Origin of the sequence: Acinetobacter lwoffii (genome assembly GCF_024129595.1) — a bacterium.
In the GTDB taxonomy this organism is placed as follows: domain Bacteria; phylum Pseudomonadota; class Gammaproteobacteria; order Pseudomonadales; family Moraxellaceae; genus Acinetobacter; species Acinetobacter lwoffii_O.
Window position 1 is genome coordinate 20,044 of sequence record NZ_JAMXXS010000023.1, and the last position, 21,042, is coordinate 41,085.

Genomic DNA, 21,042 nt, shown 5'->3' on the forward strand with positions numbered 1-21,042 from the left:
GCATTTTCTCTTATATTCGCTACTCAAGAGATAAAGGATCCTAAATCCTGTCAATTTCTTACAAGACACATTACATAAGATGCCGCTCGGCAATAGAAATTGTTTTCCACATTTTTCTTTGAAACACTCAAACAGATCTCTGAATTGTTCTTTTGCAAATTCAATTGCTTTCGTTTGAATGCTGGTATGCGGCCGAATGTTACTCCCTTTCTAACCTGTACCTCAGAACTTTGATTCTATCTGACCACCTATGAATTTAACCGAACTCAAGAAAAAACCGATTGGCGAACTCATCAAGATTGCCGAGTTTATGGGCCTCGAAGGTATGGCTCGTAACCGTAAGCAAGACATTATTTTTGCCATCTTAAAACGTCATGCAATGAATGGCGAAGAGATTTTTGGTGATGGCGTTCTAGAAATTTTGTCAGATGGTTTTGGCTTTTTACGCTCAGCCGCAGGTTCTTATTTAGCAGGTCCTGACGATATCTATGTCAGCCCTTCTCAAATTCGTCGTTTTAACCTCCGTACTGGCGACACCATTACTGGCACCATTCGCCCGCCGAAAGAAGGCGAACGTTATTTTGCTTTACTTAAAGTCAATCAAATTAACTACGACACACCTGAAAATTCACGTAACAAGATTCTGTTTGAAAACTTGACGCCATTATTCCCGACTGAACAGTTGGTGATGGAGTTGGGCAATGGCACCACTGAAGATTTAACCACCCGTGTGATCGACTTAGTTGCACCGATTGGTAAAGGCCAGCGTTCAATTATTGTGGCTCCGCCGAAAGCGGGTAAAACCATGCTGCTGCAAAGCATTGCACAGTCCATCGTTCGCAATAATCCTGAAGTTATTCTGATCGTTCTCCTAATTGATGAGCGTCCAGAAGAAGTGACTGAGATGGAGCGTACGGTTCGTGGTGAAGTCGTGGCTTCTACCTTTGATGAATCTCCTGCACGTCACGTTCAAGTCGCTGAAATGGTGATTGAAAAAGCAAAACGTCTGGTTGAACATAAGAAAGATGTGGTGATTTTGCTTGACTCGATTACCCGTCTGGCACGTGCTTATAACACTGTGATTCCTTCATCAGGCAAAGTACTGACTGGTGGTGTGGATGCACATGCCTTAGAACGCCCTAAACGTTTCTTCGGTGCTGCACGTAATATCGAAGAAGGCGGTTCACTGACCATCATTTCTACTGCCCTGATTGAAACCGGTAGTAAAATGGATGAAGTGATTTACGAAGAATTCAAAGGTACAGGTAACCAGGAAATTACCCTTGATCGTCGTATTGCTGAAAAACGCGTGTTCCCTGCAATGAACATCAAGAAATCTGGTACTCGTCGTGAAGAACGCCTGATGTCAGAAGACAATCTGCGTAAAGTCTGGATTCTGCGTAAGCTGCTGCATACTCAAGACGAATTGGCGGCAATGGAATTCTTACTGGATCGTATGAAAGAAACCAAGACCAATGATGATTTCTTTGATCAGATGAAACGCAAAGCTTCAAATTAAAATTTTAAATGAAAGGTCATCTAAACGGTGGCCTTTTTTAGGTTGACATAAATTACAGAATGAAACAATGAAGCCTGATTTATGTAAACTTATTTTTAAGTTTTTGATTAATAAAATATTCAGATTAAAAATTGTATAACTTTTAAGTATTTAATAAGCCTTTCTCCAATCTAAATCTTTCATTCCATTGTTATTTTCTGTTAAAAACTTCTTATTTTTTATCGTTTTTCCGTACTTTTTTGATCATTGCCAGTAGCAATTAAAAATGCGCAGTGATAGCATATTTGCAGACCAGTTAGACTGCTCCTGCGTTGTTAGTCCCTAACACAATTAGGAACAATAAAAGCACTTAACAGACTAACTTTGGTTTTTTTTAATCTCAATTTTTAGAGAGTGATGCCATGTTATTCAAAAAAATCGCTATTGCTGCTGCAGTTGCTACTACTCTAGCTTTCGTTGGTTGTGCTAAAAAAGCTGACGACGCTGCTGCTGACGCTAACCAAGCTGCATCTGAAGCTGTAGAAGCTGCATCTGAAGCTGAAGCTGCTGCTGATGCTGCTGCTGTAGAAGCTACTTCTGAAGTTGCTGCTTCTGAAACTGCTGCTGTTGCTGAAGCTGACGCTGCTGCTGCTGTTGCTGTTGACGCTGCTGCTGACGCTACTGCTGCTTCTGAAGCTGCTGCTCAATAATCTTTTAGATTATTCAGTACAAAAAAAAGAGAGCCTTTGGCTCTCTTTTTTTATTTTAAAAACTGGAACTTAACAATATTGATCCCAGTTTTTAAAAAAGCAGATCAGTTGACCTGCTCATTTCCCACACGTTGACGGAACTTCTGTCCGGCACGGAAGGTGACCACACGGCGTGCAGAAATCGGAATCTCTTCACCCGTTTTCGGGTTACGGCCCGGACGTTGACGCTTATCACGCAACTCGAAATTACCAAAACCCGAAAGTTTTACTTGCTCGCCTGAGATGAGCGCCTGGCTAATCTCATCGAAGAACAACTCAACCATTTGTTTTGCTTCACGACGGTTTAAACTCGTGAGCTCACTTAAATGATCAGCCATTTCTGCTTTAGTTAGTGCTGTCATGAAGCCCTCAATGTCGCTTGGTAAGTGTTTTCTAACACTTGAAGGATATTATCCATACCTGATTTAATTTCAGCATCTTCCAGTGTACGGCTTGGATGCTGCCAGAGAAGTGCAAATGCCAGTGAGCGTTTCCCTTCTTCTACTCCTTGTCCAGTGTACACATCGAACAACCAAGTTGAGTCTAAAAGCTCTCCGCCTGTTTTTTCGATAAGTCCCTGAATTTCGCTAACATTAATCTTATCACTAATTAAAAGCGCAATATCACGTCGAACCGATGGAAAACGTGATAATTCTGTAAAATTAGATACATAAGTTTGCAAAACAGCCGCTTGATCCAATTCTGCTACCCATGTGGTTGCCAGATCAAGTTCGTCTTCAAGTGAGGGATGTAAACGCCCCAAGTAACCAATTGATTGACCATTCACGAGAATTTCTGCGGATTGTCCTGGATGCAACCAGCTACGCTCTGAACGCACATATTCTACTTTGACACGACCAGCAGCCAAAATTTCTTCTACATCACCCTTAAAGTCAAAGAAGTCCATTGCAGCGGGTTTCACATGCCAAGATTCAGCATGACGTGAACCAGTCGCAATCAATGCAAAAGTTGGAATCTGTTTTAAATCATGGATGCTGCTGGCTTCTTGATAGTCAAAACGCAGACCGAGCTCAAAGAAACGTACACGGCTTTGCTGGCGGTTGACATTGTACTGAACACAAGGAATAAGGCTAGATAGCAAGGTTGAACGCATCACTGCCAAATCACTTGAAATTGGATTGGCTAATACTAATGGATTCACACTGGAATTAAGTTGCTTTTCAAGCTTTAGGTCTGCGAAGCTAAAGCTGATCGCTTCTTGGTAACCTAAAGTTACCGCGGTTTGACGGAGTTGGCCCAATTCAAACTGATCTTGGTATTTCGCCAGCTTCACATCAATCACAGGCAGGCTGATTTGAATATTGTCATAACCGTGAATACGCGCCACTTCTTCGATCAAATCTTGGTAAATCACCATATCATAACGATGTGATGGCGGTACCACTGACCACTCGCCTTCTGCTTTTACTGTAACTTCACAACCTAAACGGCTTAAAGCATCAGTAATGAACGCTGAGTCAACACTATAACCCAGCAGTTGATCGACTTGTGCTTGATTCAACTCAATTGCGTCGCGTGTTGGCAATAATGCTGCATTTTCGGCAACTGTAATTGGTCCAAACTCACCGCCCGCAAGTTCCGCAATCAATTGTGATGCGCGGTGCATAGCGATCAATGGCAATTCAAAATCGACACCACGTTCATAACGCTGAGAAGCATCAGTATGCAGGCCAAAGCTACGTGCACGACCGGCAATATGCAGTGGCGCGAAGAATGCTGATTCCAGGAAAATTTCAGTGGTTGCATCGCTGACTGCTGAAAACAAGCCACCCATAATACCAGCAATGGCCAATGCTTTTTCATCATCTGCAATCACCATCACTTTTTCATTCAGCTCCACTTCTTGTTCATTGAGCAAAACTAACTTTTCATCTTCTGTCGCTTGACGTACATGTACCGCGCCTTGAACTTTGCCGCCATCAAATGCGTGTAGCGGTTGACCCAGCTCCATCAGCACATAGTTGGTAATATCGACCAGAATGCTGTGCTGACGGATACCTGAACGTGCCAATGCACGCTCCATCCATACAGGAGTCACAGCCTTGGTATTGACGTTCTTGATCACACGACCCAAGTAACGTGGACAGCCTTCTGTTGATACAAGGACTTTCTTTTCGTCGCTAATAGTTGCAGCCACTTCTTTAATTTCAGGGGCAGTCACTGGCAATTGGTTAATCACACCAATCTCACGTGCGATCCCGCGAATACTGAAACAGTCACCACGGTTTGGTGTGATGCTGATATCAATCACGTTATCGTCTAGATCTAGATATTCACGGATATTCACGCCTACAGGTGCATCCGCAGGAAGCTCTAACAGACCATCAATTTTATCTTCCAAATCAATTTCTGAAGCGCCGCACAGCATGCCTTGTGACTCGATACCACGTAGCTTGCCTTTCTTGATTTTGAAATCACCCGGAAGTACTGCACCAATGGTCGCAACCGGTGCTTTCATGCCAGCACGTACATTTGGCGCACCACATACAATTTGTAGAGGCTCACCTGAACCGATATTGACAGTGGTCACACGCAAGCGATCTGCATCAGGATGTTGTTCTACCGTCAGGACTTCCCCCACCACTACGCCAGTAAAGGGTTTAGCTGCAGGCGCAAGTTCATCCACTTCCAGACCCAACATGGTCAGTTGATCAGAAAGTTTTTCGCTATCGATGGCTGGGTTAACCCATGTGCGTAGCCAATTTTCGCTAATTTTCATTGATATAAAACCTGTAATTCAAATCTCTAGAATCCCCCTCTGCTCCCCATTTTCCAAAGGGGGAGAACTCCATCTATTTCGCGGAGTCCCTCTCCTTTTTAAAAGAAGAGGTTAGGAGAGGATTATTAAAAAGTTTTAAGCAAACTGGCGTAAGAAACGCACATCGTTTTGGAAGAACATACGTAAGTCATTCACGCCATAACGAAGCATTGCAAAACGTTCAACACCCAGACCAAAAGCAAAGCCTTTGTATTTTTCAGGATCAATGCCAGCAGCTTGCAGCACATTCGGATGCACCATACCGCAGCCCAATACTTCTAACCAGCGACCGCGTTCATCCATAATATCCACTTCCGCACTCGGCTCGGTGAACGGGAAATAAGATGGACGGAAACGTACTTTCAAATCTTTTTCGAAGAATTCGTTCAGCAGGTTAATCAGCAAACCTTTAAGTTCCGCGAAGCTGGTATTTTCAGCCACGTATAAACCTTCGATCTGATGAAACATCGGTGAGTGGGTTTGATCCGAATCACAACGGTAAACACGGCCCGGACACACGATCTGGATTGGTGGCTGCTGTGTTTCCATGGTACGAATCTGCACACCAGACGTATGCGTACGCAGCAAATGGTTCACATCGAAATAGAAGGTATCGTGCATGGCACGCGCCGGGTGATGACCCGGAATATTCAGTGCTTCAAAGTTGTGATAGTCATCTTCAACTTCAGGACCTGTTGCAACCGTAAAACCTGCCTTGGTAAAGAACTGGCAAATACGCTCTTGCACCTGGGTCACTGGATGGATACTGCCCACCTGTTGGCCACGACCTGGTAAAGTAATATCAATGGTTTCGCTTGCCAGTTTTTGTTCTAAGGCAGCTTTATGCAATTCTGCCTGACGTGAGGTCAATGCAGCGGTAATAGTTTCACGTACAGCATGGATTTGTGCGCCGAAGACTTTACGTTCTTCAGGATCCATTTTACCAAGCGACTTAGATTGTTCCGCGAGCTGGCTTTTTTTCCCCGTAAATTGCACTCGTACTTGATCAAGTGCAGCAAGGTCTTGAGCTGCTGCAATCGCAGCGAGCGCTTCAGTGGTCAGGGCTTCCAGTGACATAGTAACTCTCAAAGCAACAGGTTAAAAAATATTTTAAAAACCCCACATTCTAACAGTTTTTAGACACTTTGATGAAGATGCGTTTTAAGGAAAATTAGATTGGCATGATTAAATATAAAAAGTATAAGATAAACACAATATCAATCAGATCAAATCACTATGGCACTCGATCAAATTTGGAAACAGCAGCTGACCCTGGTCACTTACGGCAATGAGTATTTGACTCAGGACCTGAGTTTCAATCGTTGGATTCAACATTCCATTTTTAATCAGCATCAGTTTGCCTTTCGGGATCTGATGTCACAACATCTGTTGGCCCAGCATTTCCAGATCTGGCTGGAAGGGCTAAAAAAACAAGGCGTGCGTCGCCTTAGCTTACATCGCTCTGATTTACTGGTTGATGAGAAAAATCCGAATGCCAATGTCGAGCTACTGCCACTGGCACATTTTATTGTCAGTCATGGCGCCAAAGCCAAAACTGCCTGGATCATCGGCAAGGAACTGCCTGAATGGTACAGCGCGGACAATGACTACGAAGCGCCCAAATCACAACAGTCCCCTTTACGCCATGAAACATTCTGGTGTTATGAATTAAATCCCAAACTAGCCAAGCGCATTGATGTGGAACTAGAAGCGCCAAACTGGGATGATATCCAGGCCTATACCGATCATGAACTCTTTGAAAGTAGCCTTGCCCAAGATTTTACCGAGCCGGCGTATACCAATTTGCCTTATTACGGCACCATGCCTGCCATTCAGGCCGATAGCGAAAGTCATTTGGCCTTAATTCCCACTGACTATTCAGCGGATTATGCTCACCAGACTTTGTACCGCCTAGATGCCTTAAATGACTTTATTCAAACGAAAATCCAGCATCCCTATCGTGCAGATGGCGAAGTACTCAGCCCGGAACAGCAACTCAATCTGCGACATTTTTCGCAAAAAATTGATGATTTAAGTGCTAAATTCATCAGCAAAGTCGCCAACCACTATAAAACTGCACAGCTAACACCTAAAGTTGCACCTGACCCATTTGTCGGTATGAGTACTGAAGATCGTTCACCAAAAATTTCTAAAGCAGAAAAACCTCAGGACCCAGGAAAATCCAGTTCGTCTGCAAATGTGCTGACCTTAATTGTGATTACCGTGATTATCTGTCTGATTGGCTACTATTTCGGCCTTTAACATTTTACCAGAAAAGATTGAACATCCCGGGCAGAATTCAATGGAGATGTTGATACTCAGGAGCAGACATCAGCTTGAAGTAATACTGACGATTTTTGTGATGAGTTTTGATCATACAACCTATTATAAAATTTAGGTGAAGCATCTGCCTGAAAATTTCAGCATTGTTTGAATAAGCCAAAGCTGTTATTTGCTGATCGCCCGGAAATGCTCTCTTAATTGACCGATGGATATATTGAGATAAAAGGATAAATCTAGCCAGATCACGGTATCAATCTCCGCCCATTTGACCGGAATGCTACGCGTATAATTACCATCGATCACATAACTGGATTTCACCCTGCCCTATATTTTTGTCACTGATGTTAGCTCGAGCACTAAATTATTTTCCATGATCCGGGTGGATTAAAAGTTAGAGATTCCATTGATAATATAAGTCTTTAAGATTTTCGCCCAGATCACTGGCATCTCCTTCACTGACAAAATAGGCGCCGGTCTTTTCATAAAAATAACGACTGGAATTCAGGTTCAATACGCTGCATTGCATATGCTGATAGGATTTTTCTCGACTTAAACCCAGACCCAATTAAACCAAATCACGTCCAATGCCGCGACCTTGAATATTTTGAAGCAAATAAAGTGCTCTCAATTCACTGATTGGCGCATCTACCGGAAAATTAAAAGCAGAAAAACCCAAAACTTGAGCATTTTCTTCATAGACAAATACCCGTCGATTCTCCTATTCAAGCACAGAACGCCACAAGGCGGCTCTTTGTTCTACACTCAACTTATCGAGAATTTCTGGTTTAATGATATTTTGATAGCTTTCACGCCAGCTTTGTACATGCACTTGGGCAATCGGCAGGACATCGTGTTGGGTGGCAAGTCGAATCATTGTTTTTAAGCCTTGTTTTTTAATTATTCAATTTCACAATGACTAAAAAATATAGGATTTACAATACTGATTTTTAAATAATATTTAGAATGACTACTTTTATTTAAGCATAAAAAAAGACCGCTAAAAGCGGTCTTTTTCAAGTCATAAAGACTTATGCAGCCAATGCATCTTTAGCTTTAGAAGCTAAAGCAGCAAACGCAATTGCGTCATGCATAGCGATGTCAGCAAGTACGCGACGGTCGATAATCACTTGAGCTTTTTTCAAGCCAGCGATCATACGGCTGTACGACAAACCATTTTGACGAGCACCAGCGTTGATACGTGCAATCCACAAAGCGCGGAATTGACGTTTCTTTTGACGACGGTCACGGTAAGCATATTGACCAGCTTTGATTACCGCCTGGAACGCTACGCGGTAAACGCGTGAACGAGCACCATAGTAACCTTTAGCGCGAGCAAGAATTTTTTTGTGACGGCGATGAGCCTGTACACCACGTTTTACACGAGCCATTTATAATCTCCTTAGATGTACGGGCACATACGACGAACTGAAGCAACGTCACTTACGTGAACCATTACACAGCCGCGCAATTGACGAATACGCTTAGCAGATTTTTTGGTCAAAATGTGGCGTTTGAACGCTTGTTTACGCTTAAAACCGTTAGCAGTCGCTTTAAAGCGTTTAGCTGCACCACGGCGAGTTTTCATCTTAGGCATAACAACCTCTTTTGAACACCTGTTCGGCTCGTTTGCACCATTACAAAACGACCTGCAGGTAAGGGAGCGAGTATTCTAAAGCATCTTTGTTTAAAACAAAAGCATCTTCACCCAATAAGCGAATTTAAAGAATGATTTTAGGATTTCAGTCTGGAAAATGGCGAGCAAGATCGGATCAGGAGAATCGCTTCAGGCTTAGAATATGGCAAAGGCCGCATAGACAAATAGATAACGGCCAATTTTAGCGATGCTGACCATCAGCAGAAAACGGGCGAAGTTTTCTTTTAATAGTCCCGCAATCAGGGTAATCGGATCACCAATGATAGGCACCCAGCTCAGCAGCAAAGACCAGTAACCATATTTCTGATAGGTCGTTTGTGCCTTGAGCATCTTGTCTGCTGAAACCGGAAACCACTTTTTATTTTTATAATGTTCAATCTTGAGACCCAGATACCAGTTGACGCAGGATCCCAAAATATTGCCCAGACTAGCCACCGCAATTAACAGCACTGTATGCTGCTTACCCTGCACTAAAAGCCCCAGTAGCAAAGCTTCAGACTGTAAAGGCAGTAAGGTTGCTGCACCAAAGGCCGATAGAAACAGTAAAAACAGGCTCATTAAAGCATTAACGGCTCAGGCCCATTTTTTTCTTGGCTTTACTGTATTCCCAACTGGACCAAACGACTGCAGTCACCATCGCCATGATCCGTGCCCACTTATACTGCTCATTAAGCGGTGCAATTGCAGCACGGAGAATCTGCTGATCTTTGGTATTTAGGGCAGCAATCACCTGATCAATATGCACAATTTCAGCAACATACAGCACTAAACATGCAGCAATGCCGAAAAGAATGCTCCAGTAAATTCGGGTATTACTTTCAACAATCTTGGTAAAGTTCAGAAGAAAATCGTTCATATATCCATCCAATAAAAAACCACCGTAAGGGTGGCTTTATTTGCTTAAGGCTATTTTAGCATAAAGGCAGACGCTTAACTGACCTGTATCGCCAGCGCTTTCTGAACTGCAGGACGTGCATTCAAGCGATCAATATATTTGGAAACTTCAGGATAGTCTTCCAGATTGATCTGCTGCCAGTCATGACGTAATAACCACGGAAATATCGCCATATCAGCAATCGAATATTCGCCGGCAACATAATCCTGCCCGACCAGCTGTTTATTCAACACCCCATATAAACGCTTGCTTTCATTGACATAGCGCTCTGTGGCATAAGCAATCCGCTCAGGTGCAAAACGGCTAAAGTGATGATTTTGCCCGAGCATCGGCCCCAAACCGCCCATTTGCCACATCAGCCACTGTTCGACCTGAATACGCTTCACTTCATCGGCTGGATAAAACAGACCTGTTTTGCGACCCAGATATTGCAAAATCGCACCTGACTCAAAAATTGAAATGGCGCGGCCATGTGGCCCATCTTGATCAACAATGGCCGGGATTTTATTATTGGGAGAAATAGCCAGAAAATCGGACTGGAACTGGTCATTTTCCAGAATATTGATGGGAATAATTTGGTATTCCAGCCCCATTTCTTCTAGAGCAATACTAATTTTATGGCCGTTGGGGGTGCCCCAATAATATAAATCGATCATTTTCTTCTAATACTCCCTGCACTTTGACTGTGCGACGATGTACTCAACATAGAGGATTTAGAAAGAAACAACAAGACTGCATTTAAAAATTATTTTTCAATGAATATCAAAATCTTATTAAAAATTTGTATAATTTTTTATTTTTCATCTTGAAAATTTCAGCCCGAAACACATATTTATTTCTGCATAAGGATTGCGTCGATCTTATGCCCTGTCGATGTCTGACATGACAGATCTTATTTTCTTGTTTTTATAACTTTGCTTTAGTGAGAAGGTTCTAATCATGAGTAACTTAAATCTTCATCCATTATTTCGTCGTAGTATTGGCTTTGATCGCTTGAATGACTTTATTGACTATGCCATGCAAAGCGATGCGCCAAATTATCCACCGTATAATATCGAAAAGCATGGTGAGAATAATTACCGTATCGTGGTGGCAACTGCGGGTTTTCGTCAGGAAGAACTCGACATTCGTCTGGAAAATAAGTTGCTGACCATCTTGGGCAAGCCTGAAAACCAGAGCAATGACTCTATCGAATTCCTGCACAAAGGCATTGCGCGACGTGCATTTAAACTGTCTTTACGTCTGGATGAATATATTGAGGTACAACAGGCAGACTATGAAAATGGTTTATTGATCATCGACTTGCAGCGCATTATTCCAGAAGAAAAATTGCCGCGTCAAATCCCGATTGGCAATAAACTGCTTATTGAAAACGATGAAAAATCAGTGGAATAAGCTTGATTAAGTACGCAAAGGAAGGTCCGAAAGGGCCTTTCTTTTTGGCTAGAGATTATCTAAGCTCATGGAGGCAATACGCTTTCTGATCATAAAAATAAATCATGAATGCGCCAGAAAATACCCTGTTTCATCAAGCTAGTCCGATCATGCGCACTACGGGATATTTGCTGTTTTGTTATCCGGTCGGAATATTCAGCATTTTTTATTTCAGCAGTGTGCGTAGCAATTCCAGTTTTTTCCAAGGACTATTATTTTTATGGCAGGAGTCTCCTGACTTTTATATTTATATTGGCGGCTTTCTTGGTCTTTCGCTGCTTATGCTGGGAACCAAACTCAAAATAACCTCACAAGACATTTATTATACTTTGGCCGGTTTCCGCATCAGCCTGTGCTTAAAACGACATTCGGTACAGTATAGTTTTCTAAATCCACGCTATGCTTCTCTCAAAGCACATCTCAAACGTTGGCTCTATAACATGCCAGCACATGTGATTAGTCCACGCGATGGCACTTTGGATTTTAAATTGTGTCAGCCTGGTCTGATGAATCAAATTTGCCTCGGGTTTTTCCGGATTCAGCTATCGATGTTTTCCCGGCAGCAAGCCAGGGAAATTATTCAAGCTATGTACAATGCGTGGAATTTTAGAGCATAAAAAAAGCCCTGCATATGCAGGGCTTTTTTCGTTTAATGAGTGCTTACTTTTTCTTTTTAGGACCAAGTAACATACCCATTTGACGGCCTTCCATTTTCGGCATCTGCTCAACAGTACCGAATTCAGCCACGTCAGCTTCAATTTTTTGCAATTGAGCTAGACCCAACTGTTGGTGCGCCATTTCACGACCACGGAAACGAAGCGTGATTTTCACCTTGTTACCTTCTTCAAGGAACTTGATGATTGCACGTAGTTTTACGTTGTAATCGCCAACATCAGTACCCGGGCGTAGCTTGATTTCTTTCACCTGGACTTGATGTTGTTTTTTCTTCGCTTCTTTCTGCTTTTGCTTAAGATCAAACAAATGCTTATTGAAGTCCATGATCTTACATACTGGTGGCTCGGCATTGGCTACGATCTCAACAAGATCGAGTTCAACACTTTCTGCTGCGCGTAGGGCATCAGCTAAGCTTACAATCCCTTTTTGCTCACCATTTTCGTCTACAAGACGGACTTCTTTCGCACGAATTTCATCATTCAAGGCAGGACGGTTTGATTTGTTACCGCCCTGTTGATTACGGTCAGGCTGTTTAATCGCTGTTACTCCACAATGTACCGGCCGCGTTCGGCAACGGCTGCTTTTACTAGGTCAACGAAAGCATCGATTGACATAGTACCCAAATTTGTTCCTGAGCGGGTACGCACGTTGACTGTACCTTCCTCGACTTCACGGTCCCCAAGTACCAGTAAGTAAGGAATACGCTCTAATGTACGTTCACGAATCTTAAAGCCGATTTTCTCATTTCTCAAGTCAGAAATTGCACGGATACCGTTTTCTTTAAGTTTTGCGACGACTGACTCACATGCTTCCGCCTGAGAGTCGGTAATGTTCATCACACACGCTTGCATTGGTGCCAACCAAGGTGGCATGAAGCCTGCATAGTGTTCGATCAGTATACCAATAAAACGCTCGAAACTGCCAAGAATTGCACGATGTAACATTACTGGCTGATCACGGTCATTATCTTCCGTCACATAAGACGCATCTAAACGTTCTGGCAAGTTAAAGTCACACTGAATGGTACCACACTGCCAGACACGACCTAAGCAGTCTTTCAGAGAGAATTCAATTTTCGGACCGTAGAATGCGCCTTCGCCTGGTTGAAGTTCCCACTCAAGACCTGCAGCATCCAAAGCATCTGCCAAAGATTTTTCTGCCATATCCCAAAGCTTGTCATCACCCACACGTTTTTCAGGACGCGTCGACAACTTCATTTGTACTTCTTCGAAGCCAAAGTCTTTGTATACATCCAGTGTCAATTTGATAAAGTCTGCAACTTCAGGACCAATCTGTTCTTTGGTACAGAAAATATGCGCATCATCCTGAGTAAAGCCACGTACACGCATAATGCCGTGCAATGAACCTGATGGTTCGTTACGATGACATGAACCGAACTCTGCCAAACGAACAGGAAGATCACGGTATGACTTCAAACCTTGATTGAAGACTTGTACGTGACAAGGACAGTTCATTGGCTTCACCGCATAGTTGCGGTTTTCAGAATGCGTGGTGAACATGTTGTCTGCATAGTTGGCAGCATGTCCTGATTTTTCCCAAAGCGTGAAATCAACCACTTGCGGTGTGCGGATTTCTTCGTAGCCATTGTCTTGCTGAACTTTACGCATGTATTGTTCAAGCACTTGATAAATGGTCCAACCGTTCGGATGCCAGAACACCATACCCGGTGCTTCTTCCTGCATGTGGAACAAATCAAGCGCTTTACCGATTTTACGATGATCGCGTTTTTCTGCTTCTTCAATCCGTTTTACATAGGCTGCAAGCTGCTTCTTGTCTGCCCACGCTGTACCGTAAATACGTTGTAGCTGTTCGTTTTTCGCATCACCGCGCCAGTAAGCACCAGAGATTTTAGTCAGCTTGAACGATTTAAGGAATTTAGTGTTTGGTACGTGCGGACCACGGCACATATCCAAATAATCCTGATGGTAGTACAAGCCCATTTGCGTTTCTTCAGGCATGTCTGCAATCAAGCGCAATTTGTATTCTTCGCCACGCGCAGTGAATTCTGCAATGACTTCATCACGCGGTGTCATTTTTTTGATGACATCGTAGTCTTGATCGATGAGCTTTTTCATACGTTCTTCGATCGCAGCCATGTCATCTAAAGTGAATGGACGTGGCATCCAGATGTCATAGTAGAAACCTTCCTCAATGACCGGACCAATGACCATCTTTGCTTCTGGGAACAGTTGCTTAACCGCATGACCGACCAAATGCGCGCAAGAATGGCGAATGATCTCGACACCGGCTTCGTCTTTAGGCGTGATAATTTGTAGTGTTGCATCTTCAGTGATGAGATCAGACGCATCAACCAAACGATCGTTGACACGACCAGCAACTGTATTTTTTGCAAGACCAGGACCAATGCTAAGTGCAACGTCCATCACAGATACGGCGTGATCAAACTGTTTTTGATCGCCATTTGGCAAAGTGATAATTGGCATAAGAAATCCTTAAGGAGTGATGCCCCGTACCATGGAGCATATCACCGCGAGATTATGATCGAGGCACAGCCTCAAAAGATAAAAACGGTGGATAAATAAAATCGATTCGAATTTTACACGGCTTGGCCGCATGATTAAACCTTTTCCCAATAAAAATAAGATTTACCGTCAAATCTGTGCCTGATCGTTAAAGGCTTAGGCTCATTTTTCATTTCAGAATGTGGTTATTCCCGGAACGTCTGCCACTGGAGAAACTTTCCTTCTGTATAAGCATAAAGCTGAGCGAATTGCGGGATGATAGCTTCACTTTGTGTCGGTCTTATAAACACATAATCATCGACATGAATATCGCACTGTATAGGCACCTGTAGCATCTCCTGGTTACTACTGCGGCCATACAACACATGCGGTCGGCTTTTTTCAGGGTAGATATAATCCGCTCGCCAATAGCCCCCATAAATAAATACGGCTTTATATTGATGTGGAAGATGATTCATCAGCTCCAGACCGGGAATCTGGCCACAAGGCAAAACTTTTAAAATGGGTGCGGCAATCCAGAGTGCACATTGCAGTTCAGCCAGATTCGCCAAATCAAAATCGCCTGGCTTGAGCAGCATCGAGCCAAAAGCCAGATCATTACAGACACTGTGCTGGCAATGCTGCATAAAGGTCAGACTGCCACCGCCATTAAAACACAGACCTTCATGCCATAAATCAGGGAATTGCTGCTGAAGAATAGTTTTATATTGTTGATACATCTGCTGTGATTGCTGATAACTTTTGTCGGGACTTTTCAAAATTTTTGGCAGTTTGGCGAAATGTGCATCATAGCCCATTAGACCCGAAAGTTTGAGATAAGCCGCGTTGTGCTGAATCAGCTTCATTAAGGCTATAAATTGCTGCTGCGTTTGTACGCCGCCACGATGCAGTCCTACATCAATTTCAATATTGACATTCAGGCAGATATTCAAGCTTTGCGCGAGTTGCAGATATTGTTTTAATCGTTCCACATCATCAATCAACCATTGGATACTTGCTTGATCATTGATTTTATTTTGCTCAGATAAAGTTTGATAAAAATGTTTGACTGCCTGAATCGGCATCGGTTTACCCAACAAGATATCGGCTTGCTGAAATGTCCCTATAATCTCCAGCAGATGCGGCAGATGAAAGACCATAAAGCGCTGGGTATTTAGTTTTTCACTGGCCAGTTTAAGCAACTGCATATTGGCCAAGGATTTCACCACCAAGCGTGGTTTTAACTGCGTAGGTAATTTTGACTGTACATAGTCCAAATTATATTGATAAGTTTTTACATCTAAAATCAGTTGCGGCGTGCCTGTTCCCTGCTGTTTTAAATCCTGGGTTAATTGCTGAAAATAATTCGGTTGCATCGCCATTTCCTAATTTTCAGGCAAAAAAAGCTGCTTTAAGTACGGATTTAGCCATTTTTGCTTGGGATCCAGTTGCTGACGCAGCGTCATAAAATCGTCCCATTTCGGGTATAAATTCCGAAGTGAAGCTGCGCTCATGGAATGCAATTTCCCCCAATGTGGCCGTCCCTGATATTTCTGTAAAATCGGTTCAATCAGATCAAAGATGGTGCGGTAATCCTGTTTATAGAACTGGTGAATAGAAATAGACACTGAATCGCGCTGATAAAAAGGACTCAGCCAGATCTCATCGCCTTTGACATAACAAAACTCGATCGGGAAAAACATCGGCACTTGGTGTTTGCATAAAACATGCAGAATCTCGTCCAGACACTGCAAGCCAAACTCAACCGGAACCTGATATTCCATTTCATTAAATCTGGTCTTACGCGGAGTTGGAAAAATTCTGGATGAACAGTCTACATAACGAGTCGGTTTGACAAATACGCCGAGCAGTTTTTGCAGATAGGGATTTGTCTTTGGGAAGAGTCGCGTCAATTCCGAACATAGAGTCAATAAAATATCTTCCGGAGGCCAGCTCTCTGTTCTCGGCTGAATGGTTGCATCCGTTTCATCCAGAGTTTTCAGCATCACTTGATCGGCATGTAAAAAAGCCCAAAATTCAATATGCCGGTGCTGATGTTTCCATTGATCAATATGAGTAAATATGTCTTTTAATGAACAGAGCCGAATCTGTTCTTTTAGTTTATATCTGGGACGATTTTGCAGGGTGATTTGGGTCAATATACCCAAGCTGCCCAATGCCACCCGTCCAGCCTGAAATATTTCGGTATTCTGCTGACGATGACATTGCAACAGCTCGCCATCTGCGGTCAGCAATTCAAAGCCTTCCACGAAAGCGGATATGCAAGGTAAATCGATGCCCGTGCCATGCGTTCCAGTCGAAATCGCTCCGGCCAGACTTTGCTGGTCTATATCGCCCTGATTGATTAAGGCCTGATTGATCGGTGTCAGATCTTTCCCCAAATCATATAAACGCGTACCGGCGTACACGGTGCACTGTGTTTTCTCTTGATCAAAGGCAACCACACCTTTGAACTGATCGAGATTAAGCAACACCTCATCTGTCTTGGCCAAGGGGCTAAAGGAATGTCCTGCACCCACTGCACGAATGTGTGCATGGGTCTTCACTAAACTTTGTAATTCACTGATCTGGATGGGCTGAACAATCCGAGCAGTACTGAACTGGCTCCCTGACCAATTTCGCCAAATTTTATCCGCCTGTTGTATTTTCATTATTATTCTCTGGCTCATATTATTTTAATGATTCAACTAGAGTAAAATACCTAAAAAATCAAACTTGGGAACCCATGCGTTCAAAACATTTAAGCAGGGTGAAATATTTTTATTACTATTCAAATACTTAAAATTTGTAAAATCGTACTCGACTAAAGCATAAATGCAAGATTTCTGAGAAATACATATCTTTTCAACAGGATATGAAAATAAATATAGAACGGAGTTTTACAATGGTTAGCGCATATGATGAATTACCGCGTACCCCCGCGAATTTTGTAGCCTTATCGCCTTTACGCTATCTTGATCGTGCAGCTTATATCTATCCAAATCAGAACGCGATTATTCACGGTAAGCGCCGGATCACTTGGCGTGAAAAATACAACCGTTGTCGTCAGTTTGCCAACCAACTTCAAAAATTAGGCATCGGTAAAAATGATACTGTGTCTGTTCTACTGCCTAACGTCCCTGCCATGATCGAAGCGCATTTTGCTGTGCCGATGGCAGGCGCAGTCCTCAACACCTTAAATACCCGCCTGGATGCCAAGACACTTGCCTTTATGCTGGAGCATGCCGAAAGCAAAGTATTATTGGTTGATCCTGAATTTACTGCACTTGCCACTGAAGCGCTTGCCCTGGTATCACAAGACATTTATGTGATTGATGTGGCTGATGCAGAGTTTGAAGGTGAAGATAAGCGTATTGGCCAAATCGAATATGAAGACTGGATTGCGCAAGGCGATGCAAACTTTGACTGGCATCTACCTCAAGATGAATGGGATGCCATTAGCTTAAGTTACACTTCGGGGACCACCGGCAATCCGAAAGGCGTGGTCTATCATCATCGCGGTGCCTACATTAACGCAGCCAGTAATATTATTGCCTGTGGCATGACACCACGTGCTACCTATTTATGGACACTGCCGCTCTTCCACTGTAATGGCTGGTGCTTTGCCTGGACCATGGCGGCCAACGGCGGAACCAATGTCTGCCTGCGTAAAGTCGATGCTGAACTGATCTTTAAGCTGATCGCTGAACATAAGGTCGATTACTTCTGTGGTGCACCAATTGTCTTGTCAATGCTGATTAACGCACCTGAAGAGAAAAAGACTAAAATTGATCATCGTGTCGAAGTGATGGTGGCGGGTGCCGCACCTCCAGCAGCAATTATTGAAGGCATGCGCAATATCGGTATTAACGTAACGCATGTTTACGGCTTGACTGAAACCTATGGCCCTTCTGCACTCTGCGCTTCACAGGCAGGCTGGAGCGATCTGTCTATTCAGGAACAGGCACAGTTGCACTCCCGTCAAGGCGTCCCGTATCCATTGCAAGATGGCATGAAAGTGCTTGATCCGGATACCATGCAGGAAGTGCCACATGATGGTCAGACCATGGGTGAAATCATGTTCCGTGGCAATATCGTGATGAAAGGTTATCTGAAAAATCCTGAGGCGACCGCTGAAGCCTTTGCTGGTGGCTGGTTCCATACAGGAGATCTGGCGGTATGCCAACCGGATGGCTATGCCAAAATTACCGACCGTTCCAAAGACGTGATTATTTCCGGCGGGGAAAATATTTCATCGCTTGAAGTGGAAGAAGTGCTGTATCAGCATCCGGCAGTGCTGACTGCGGCGGTAGTCGCCAAGCCTGATCCACGCTGGCAGGAAGTTCCTTGTGCCTTTATTGAGCTCAAAGAAGGCACCAAGGCCACTGAAGAAGAAATTATGGAATTTTGCCGTGAACATCTGGCCCGCTTTAAAGTGCCTAAGGATGTGGTGATTACCGAAATTCCAAAAACCTCGACCGGTAAATTGCAGAAATTTGTTTTACGCGAATGGGCCAAAGAGCGCGCGCAAGGTGAATTTTCTTAATTCCATACAGGCATGTTTTTTCAAAATCTACTCAATAAAAAATCGTGCTAATTTTTATTAGCACGATTTTTTAACTTATCCTTTTGTGAGATTTAACCTCATCCAACCCTCTCCTATAAGGAGAGGACTTTAAGGAGCTTACATCTCTACCATTTCCACGCCATCAATACGGGCAACGGTCATCAAGTCCTTATCACCACGACCTGAAACCGTCGCAATAATAATTTGATCTTTATCCATGGTCGGTGCAAGTTTAGTGACATAAGCCATAGCATGTGCGCTTTCTAACGCCGGAATAATGCCTTCAATCTTGGTCAAGTCGCGGAAACCTTGTAAAGCTTCCTGATCATTGATCGGTACGTATTTAACACGGGCCATATCTTTCAGGAAGCTATGTTCCGGACCCACACCCGGATAATCCAGACCTGCAGAAATTGAATGGGTTTCGATGATCTGGCCTTGCGCATCCGACATCAGGTAAGTTCGGTTACCATGCAGGACACCGACATGACCAGCATTCAATGGCGCAGAGTGCTTGCCTGATTCAATCCCATGACCTGCTGCTTCAACACCATACATTTTCACGTCTTGGTCATTCAGGAATGGATAGAACAAGCCCATTGCATTAGATCCACCACCGACACATGCCACTAGGGCATCTGGTAAACGGCCAGCCTGTTCCAAAATTTGACGGCGTGCTTCACGACCGATGATCGACTGGAAATCACGAACCAGCTGCGGATATGGGTGTGGACCTGCCACGGTACCAATCACATAATAGGTTGAATCAACATTGGTCACCCAGTCACGCATGGCTTCGTTCATGGCATCTTTCAATGTTTTGGAGCCACTTTCTACCGGCACAACCGTCGCGCCTAATAAACGCATACGGTAGACGTTCATCGCCTGACGTTTTACATCGTCTGCGCCCATGAATACTACACATTCAAGACCTAAACGTGCTGCAATTGTTGCCGTTGCTACACCATGCTGGCCTGCACCTGTTTCGGCAATAATACGTTTCTTGCCGGAAAGCTTCGCCAGTAAGGCCTGACCGATTGTGTTATTTACTTTGTGCGAACCCGTATGGTTCAGGTCTTCACGTTTCAGGTAAATCTGTGCGCCACCCAACTCTTTCGACCATCGTTCAGCATGATATAAAGGACTCGGACGACCGACGTAAAACGCCATGTCACGGTCAAATTCTGCCAAAAACTGCGCATCATCTTTCATACGGAAATAGAGCTTTTCCAAGTCTTCTAAAGCCGCCATAAGTGTTTCTGACACAAAACGTCCGCCATGAATACCGAAATGCCCGCGTTCATCCGGGAATTGGGTATAGTCAACTGCCTGACTGTTCTGGCTAGTACTTTGCTGATCCACGATGGACTCCTTGCATAAAGCGTTCTATGAGTTGTTGGTCTTTAATACCTTTTGCGGACTCGACACCGCCACTCACATCGACGGCATACGCCTGTGTGGTGAGAATTGCCTGTTCAATATTGTCAGGATTTAAACCGCCTGCCAAGATCAAGGGAATATTGAGTTTGGGAAATGTGTCCCAATCGAAGCTGTGCCCTGTGCCACCTTTCAGATCAGGATGCCATGCATCTAATAGCACTGCGCTTGCGCCTGCATCTTGATAACCTTGAATTTCTGCGACTGCATCCAGATCAGGTTTTACCTGAATGGCTTTATACCAACGGCGTCCGACCTGCTGGGCGATAGCCTGACACTGTTCAGGTGTTTCATCGCCATGAAATTGTAAAATATCCAGCGGTATTTTATTTAAAATCGCCTGGATTTCATCTGCGTGACTATTCACAAATAAACCCACCGCCTGTACATAAGCTGGAACCGACTGAATCAGGATTTCAGCCTGCTCTAAAGTGACATGCCGCGGACTCGGTGGATAAAATACAAATCCTATCGCGTCACAGCCAGCATTGGCTACGGCATGTACATCTTCAACTCGGGTGATTCCACAAATTTTGGCACGGGTTCGCATATTATGTTGGCTCTAGATCTACCAATGTATTGAACAAT

At 43.7% G+C, this 21,042-nt stretch carries 21 protein-coding genes and 1 pseudogene; 6 read left to right on the top strand and 16 right to left on the bottom strand.

Features of this window, described 5'->3' with window-relative positions:
* Positions 1 to 250: 250 nt before the first annotated feature.
* Positions 251 to 1,519 (top strand): transcription termination factor Rho, encoded by a 1,269-nt coding sequence (gene rho, locus NI466_RS11165; RefSeq protein WP_004278267.1) that lies wholly within the window; start codon positions 251 to 253, stop codon positions 1,517 to 1,519.
* Positions 1,520 to 1,920: 401 nt separating this feature from the next.
* Positions 1,921 to 2,208 (top strand): hypothetical protein, encoded by a 288-nt coding sequence (locus NI466_RS11170; protein WP_004647530.1) that lies wholly within the window; start codon positions 1,921 to 1,923, stop codon positions 2,206 to 2,208.
* Between the two features lie 104 nt (positions 2,209 to 2,312).
* Here NI466_RS11170 and NI466_RS11175 read toward each other — a convergent pair whose 3' ends face one another.
* The 3 genes from NI466_RS11175 to pheS form a co-directional block, all read right to left on the bottom strand.
* A complete protein-coding gene (locus NI466_RS11175) occupies positions 2,313 to 2,609 on the bottom strand; it encodes an integration host factor subunit alpha (protein WP_004278269.1) in 297 nt (98 codons plus the stop codon).
* Entirely contained in the window at positions 2,606 to 4,987 is a 2,382-nt protein-coding gene (pheT, locus tag NI466_RS11180; protein WP_253173592.1) for a phenylalanine--tRNA ligase subunit beta, read from the bottom strand. Before pheT ends, NI466_RS11175 begins: the two co-directional genes overlap by 4 nt.
* 135 nt (positions 4,988 to 5,122) lie before the next feature.
* Positions 5,123 to 6,103 (bottom strand): phenylalanine--tRNA ligase subunit alpha, encoded by a 981-nt coding sequence (pheS, locus tag NI466_RS11185; RefSeq protein WP_004278272.1) that lies wholly within the window; start codon positions 6,101 to 6,103, stop codon positions 5,123 to 5,125.
* A 159-nt stretch (positions 6,104 to 6,262) separates the two neighbouring features.
* Here pheS and NI466_RS11190 point away from each other — a divergent pair, with 159 nt between their 5' ends.
* On the top strand, positions 6,263 to 7,288 hold the full coding sequence (locus tag NI466_RS11190; protein ID WP_253160892.1) for a hypothetical protein: 1,026 nt from the start codon (positions 6,263 to 6,265) through the stop codon (positions 7,286 to 7,288).
* 586 nt (positions 7,289 to 7,874) lie between these two features.
* On the opposite strand, the pseudogene NI466_RS15980 reads toward NI466_RS11190, so the two are convergent.
* The 7 genes and pseudogenes from NI466_RS15980 to NI466_RS11220 form a co-directional block, all read right to left on the bottom strand.
* A pseudogene (locus NI466_RS15980) lies at positions 7,875 to 8,012 on the bottom strand (GNAT family N-acetyltransferase); the annotation flags it as partial.
* Between the two features lie 15 nt (positions 8,013 to 8,027).
* Positions 8,028 to 8,183, bottom strand: coding sequence for a hypothetical protein (locus tag NI466_RS11195; RefSeq protein WP_004732946.1), 156 nt, complete (start codon positions 8,181 to 8,183; stop codon positions 8,028 to 8,030).
* A gap of 154 nt (positions 8,184 to 8,337) precedes the next feature.
* Positions 8,338 to 8,697 carry a 50S ribosomal protein L20 gene (rplT, locus tag NI466_RS11200; RefSeq protein WP_004278275.1) on the bottom strand — a complete coding sequence of 120 codons (360 nt, stop codon included), beginning with the start codon at positions 8,695 to 8,697 and terminating at the stop codon, positions 8,338 to 8,340.
* Between the two features lie 11 nt (positions 8,698 to 8,708).
* A complete protein-coding gene (gene rpmI / locus NI466_RS11205; protein WP_004278281.1) occupies positions 8,709 to 8,903 on the bottom strand; it encodes a 50S ribosomal protein L35 in 195 nt (64 codons plus the stop codon).
* A 195-nt stretch (positions 8,904 to 9,098) separates the two neighbouring features.
* Entirely contained in the window at positions 9,099 to 9,521 is a 423-nt protein-coding gene (locus tag NI466_RS11210) for a YqaA family protein (protein WP_253173593.1), read from the bottom strand.
* A 7-nt stretch (positions 9,522 to 9,528) separates the two neighbouring features.
* Positions 9,529 to 9,819, bottom strand: coding sequence for a hypothetical protein (locus NI466_RS11215; RefSeq protein WP_004647523.1), 291 nt, complete (start codon positions 9,817 to 9,819; stop codon positions 9,529 to 9,531).
* A gap of 74 nt (positions 9,820 to 9,893) precedes the next feature.
* Positions 9,894 to 10,514, bottom strand: a complete 621-nt coding sequence (locus NI466_RS11220; protein WP_148334984.1) for a glutathione S-transferase family protein — start codon at positions 10,512 to 10,514, stop codon at positions 9,894 to 9,896.
* Between the two features lie 283 nt (positions 10,515 to 10,797).
* Between NI466_RS11220 and NI466_RS11225 the strand changes: the two genes are divergently transcribed.
* The gene (locus tag NI466_RS11225) at positions 10,798 to 11,253 is read left to right on the top strand and encodes an Hsp20 family protein (RefSeq protein WP_253173595.1); all 456 of its coding nucleotides are present in this window, start codon (positions 10,798 to 10,800) and stop codon (positions 11,251 to 11,253) included.
* A 104-nt stretch (positions 11,254 to 11,357) separates the two neighbouring features.
* On the top strand, positions 11,358 to 11,909 hold the full coding sequence (locus NI466_RS11230; RefSeq protein WP_253173596.1) for a hypothetical protein: 552 nt from the start codon (positions 11,358 to 11,360) through the stop codon (positions 11,907 to 11,909).
* 43 nt (positions 11,910 to 11,952) lie between these two features.
* On the opposite strand, the gene infC is transcribed toward NI466_RS11230, so the two are convergent.
* From infC to NI466_RS11250, 4 genes are all read right to left on the bottom strand, one after another.
* Entirely contained in the window at positions 11,953 to 12,504 is a 552-nt protein-coding gene (gene infC, locus NI466_RS11235) for a translation initiation factor IF-3 (RefSeq protein ID WP_071850398.1), read from the bottom strand.
* A 5-nt stretch (positions 12,505 to 12,509) separates the two neighbouring features.
* Positions 12,510 to 14,432, bottom strand: a complete 1,923-nt coding sequence (gene thrS, locus NI466_RS11240) for a threonine--tRNA ligase (protein WP_044112835.1) — start codon at positions 14,430 to 14,432, stop codon at positions 12,510 to 12,512.
* Between the two features lie 224 nt (positions 14,433 to 14,656).
* Positions 14,657 to 15,826, bottom strand: coding sequence for an alanine racemase (locus NI466_RS11245; RefSeq protein ID WP_253173597.1), 1,170 nt, complete (start codon positions 15,824 to 15,826; stop codon positions 14,657 to 14,659).
* 9 nt (positions 15,827 to 15,835) lie between these two features.
* Positions 15,836 to 17,122: a D-arabinono-1,4-lactone oxidase gene (locus NI466_RS11250; RefSeq protein ID WP_253173598.1), complete on the bottom strand. Its 1,287-nt coding sequence runs from the start codon at positions 17,120 to 17,122 to the stop codon at positions 15,836 to 15,838.
* Positions 17,123 to 17,355: 233 nt separating this feature from the next.
* On the opposite strand from NI466_RS11250, the gene NI466_RS11255 reads away from it, so the two are divergent.
* Positions 17,356 to 18,996 (top strand): acyl-CoA synthetase, encoded by a 1,641-nt coding sequence (locus tag NI466_RS11255; RefSeq protein WP_005107828.1) that lies wholly within the window; start codon positions 17,356 to 17,358, stop codon positions 18,994 to 18,996.
* Between the two features lie 138 nt (positions 18,997 to 19,134).
* Here the strand turns inward: NI466_RS11255 and trpB are convergent, their stop codons facing one another.
* Entirely contained in the window at positions 19,135 to 20,379 is a 1,245-nt protein-coding gene (gene trpB / locus NI466_RS11260) for a tryptophan synthase subunit beta (protein ID WP_005261881.1), read from the bottom strand.
* The gene (locus NI466_RS11265; protein ID WP_005103301.1) at positions 20,360 to 21,004 is read right to left on the bottom strand and encodes a phosphoribosylanthranilate isomerase; all 645 of its coding nucleotides are present in this window, start codon (positions 21,002 to 21,004) and stop codon (positions 20,360 to 20,362) included. Before NI466_RS11265 ends, trpB begins: the two co-directional genes overlap by 20 nt.
* Between the last annotated feature and the right edge of the window lie 38 nt (positions 21,005 to 21,042).

What these genes read in the sequence shown, in the direction of transcription:
- NI466_RS11190 (WP_253160892.1), top strand. Translation starts at nt 6,263, where the DNA reads ATGGCACTCGATCAAATTTGGAAACAGCAGCTGACCCTGGTCACTTAC.
- NI466_RS11245 (WP_253173597.1), bottom strand. Translation starts at nt 15,826, where the DNA reads ATGCAACCGAATTATTTTCAGCAATTAACCCAGGATTTAAAACAGCAG.
- NI466_RS11195 (WP_004732946.1), bottom strand. Translation starts at nt 8,183, where the DNA reads ATGATTCGACTTGCCACCCAACACGATGTCCTGCCGATTGCCCAAGTG.
- NI466_RS11215 (WP_004647523.1), bottom strand. Translation starts at nt 9,819, where the DNA reads ATGAACGATTTTCTTCTGAACTTTACCAAGATTGTTGAAAGTAATACC.
- pheS (WP_004278272.1), bottom strand. Translation starts at nt 6,103, where the DNA reads ATGTCACTGGAAGCCCTGACCACTGAAGCGCTCGCTGCGATTGCAGCA.
- NI466_RS11210 (WP_253173593.1), bottom strand. Translation starts at nt 9,521, where the DNA reads ATGAGCCTGTTTTTACTGTTTCTATCGGCCTTTGGTGCAGCAACCTTA.
- NI466_RS11170 (WP_004647530.1), top strand. Translation starts at nt 1,921, where the DNA reads ATGTTATTCAAAAAAATCGCTATTGCTGCTGCAGTTGCTACTACTCTA.
- NI466_RS11230 (WP_253173596.1), top strand. Translation starts at nt 11,358, where the DNA reads ATGAATGCGCCAGAAAATACCCTGTTTCATCAAGCTAGTCCGATCATG.
- NI466_RS11250 (WP_253173598.1), bottom strand. Translation starts at nt 17,122, where the DNA reads ATGAAAATACAACAGGCGGATAAAATTTGGCGAAATTGGTCAGGGAGC.
- rplT (WP_004278275.1), bottom strand. Translation starts at nt 8,697, where the DNA reads ATGGCTCGTGTAAAACGTGGTGTACAGGCTCATCGCCGTCACAAAAAA.
- rho (WP_004278267.1), top strand. Translation starts at nt 251, where the DNA reads ATGAATTTAACCGAACTCAAGAAAAAACCGATTGGCGAACTCATCAAG.
- NI466_RS11175 (WP_004278269.1), bottom strand. Translation starts at nt 2,609, where the DNA reads ATGACAGCACTAACTAAAGCAGAAATGGCTGATCATTTAAGTGAGCTC.
- NI466_RS11220 (WP_148334984.1), bottom strand. Translation starts at nt 10,514, where the DNA reads ATGATCGATTTATATTATTGGGGCACCCCCAACGGCCATAAAATTAGT.
- NI466_RS11265 (WP_005103301.1), bottom strand. Translation starts at nt 21,004, where the DNA reads ATGCGAACCCGTGCCAAAATTTGTGGAATCACCCGAGTTGAAGATGTA.
- NI466_RS11225 (WP_253173595.1), top strand. Translation starts at nt 10,798, where the DNA reads ATGAGTAACTTAAATCTTCATCCATTATTTCGTCGTAGTATTGGCTTT.
- NI466_RS11255 (WP_005107828.1), top strand. Translation starts at nt 17,356, where the DNA reads ATGGTTAGCGCATATGATGAATTACCGCGTACCCCCGCGAATTTTGTA.
- pheT (WP_253173592.1), bottom strand. Translation starts at nt 4,987, where the DNA reads ATGAAAATTAGCGAAAATTGGCTACGCACATGGGTTAACCCAGCCATC.
- rpmI (WP_004278281.1), bottom strand. Translation starts at nt 8,903, where the DNA reads ATGCCTAAGATGAAAACTCGCCGTGGTGCAGCTAAACGCTTTAAAGCG.
- thrS (WP_044112835.1), bottom strand. Translation starts at nt 14,432, where the DNA reads ATGCCAATTATCACTTTGCCAAATGGCGATCAAAAACAGTTTGATCAC.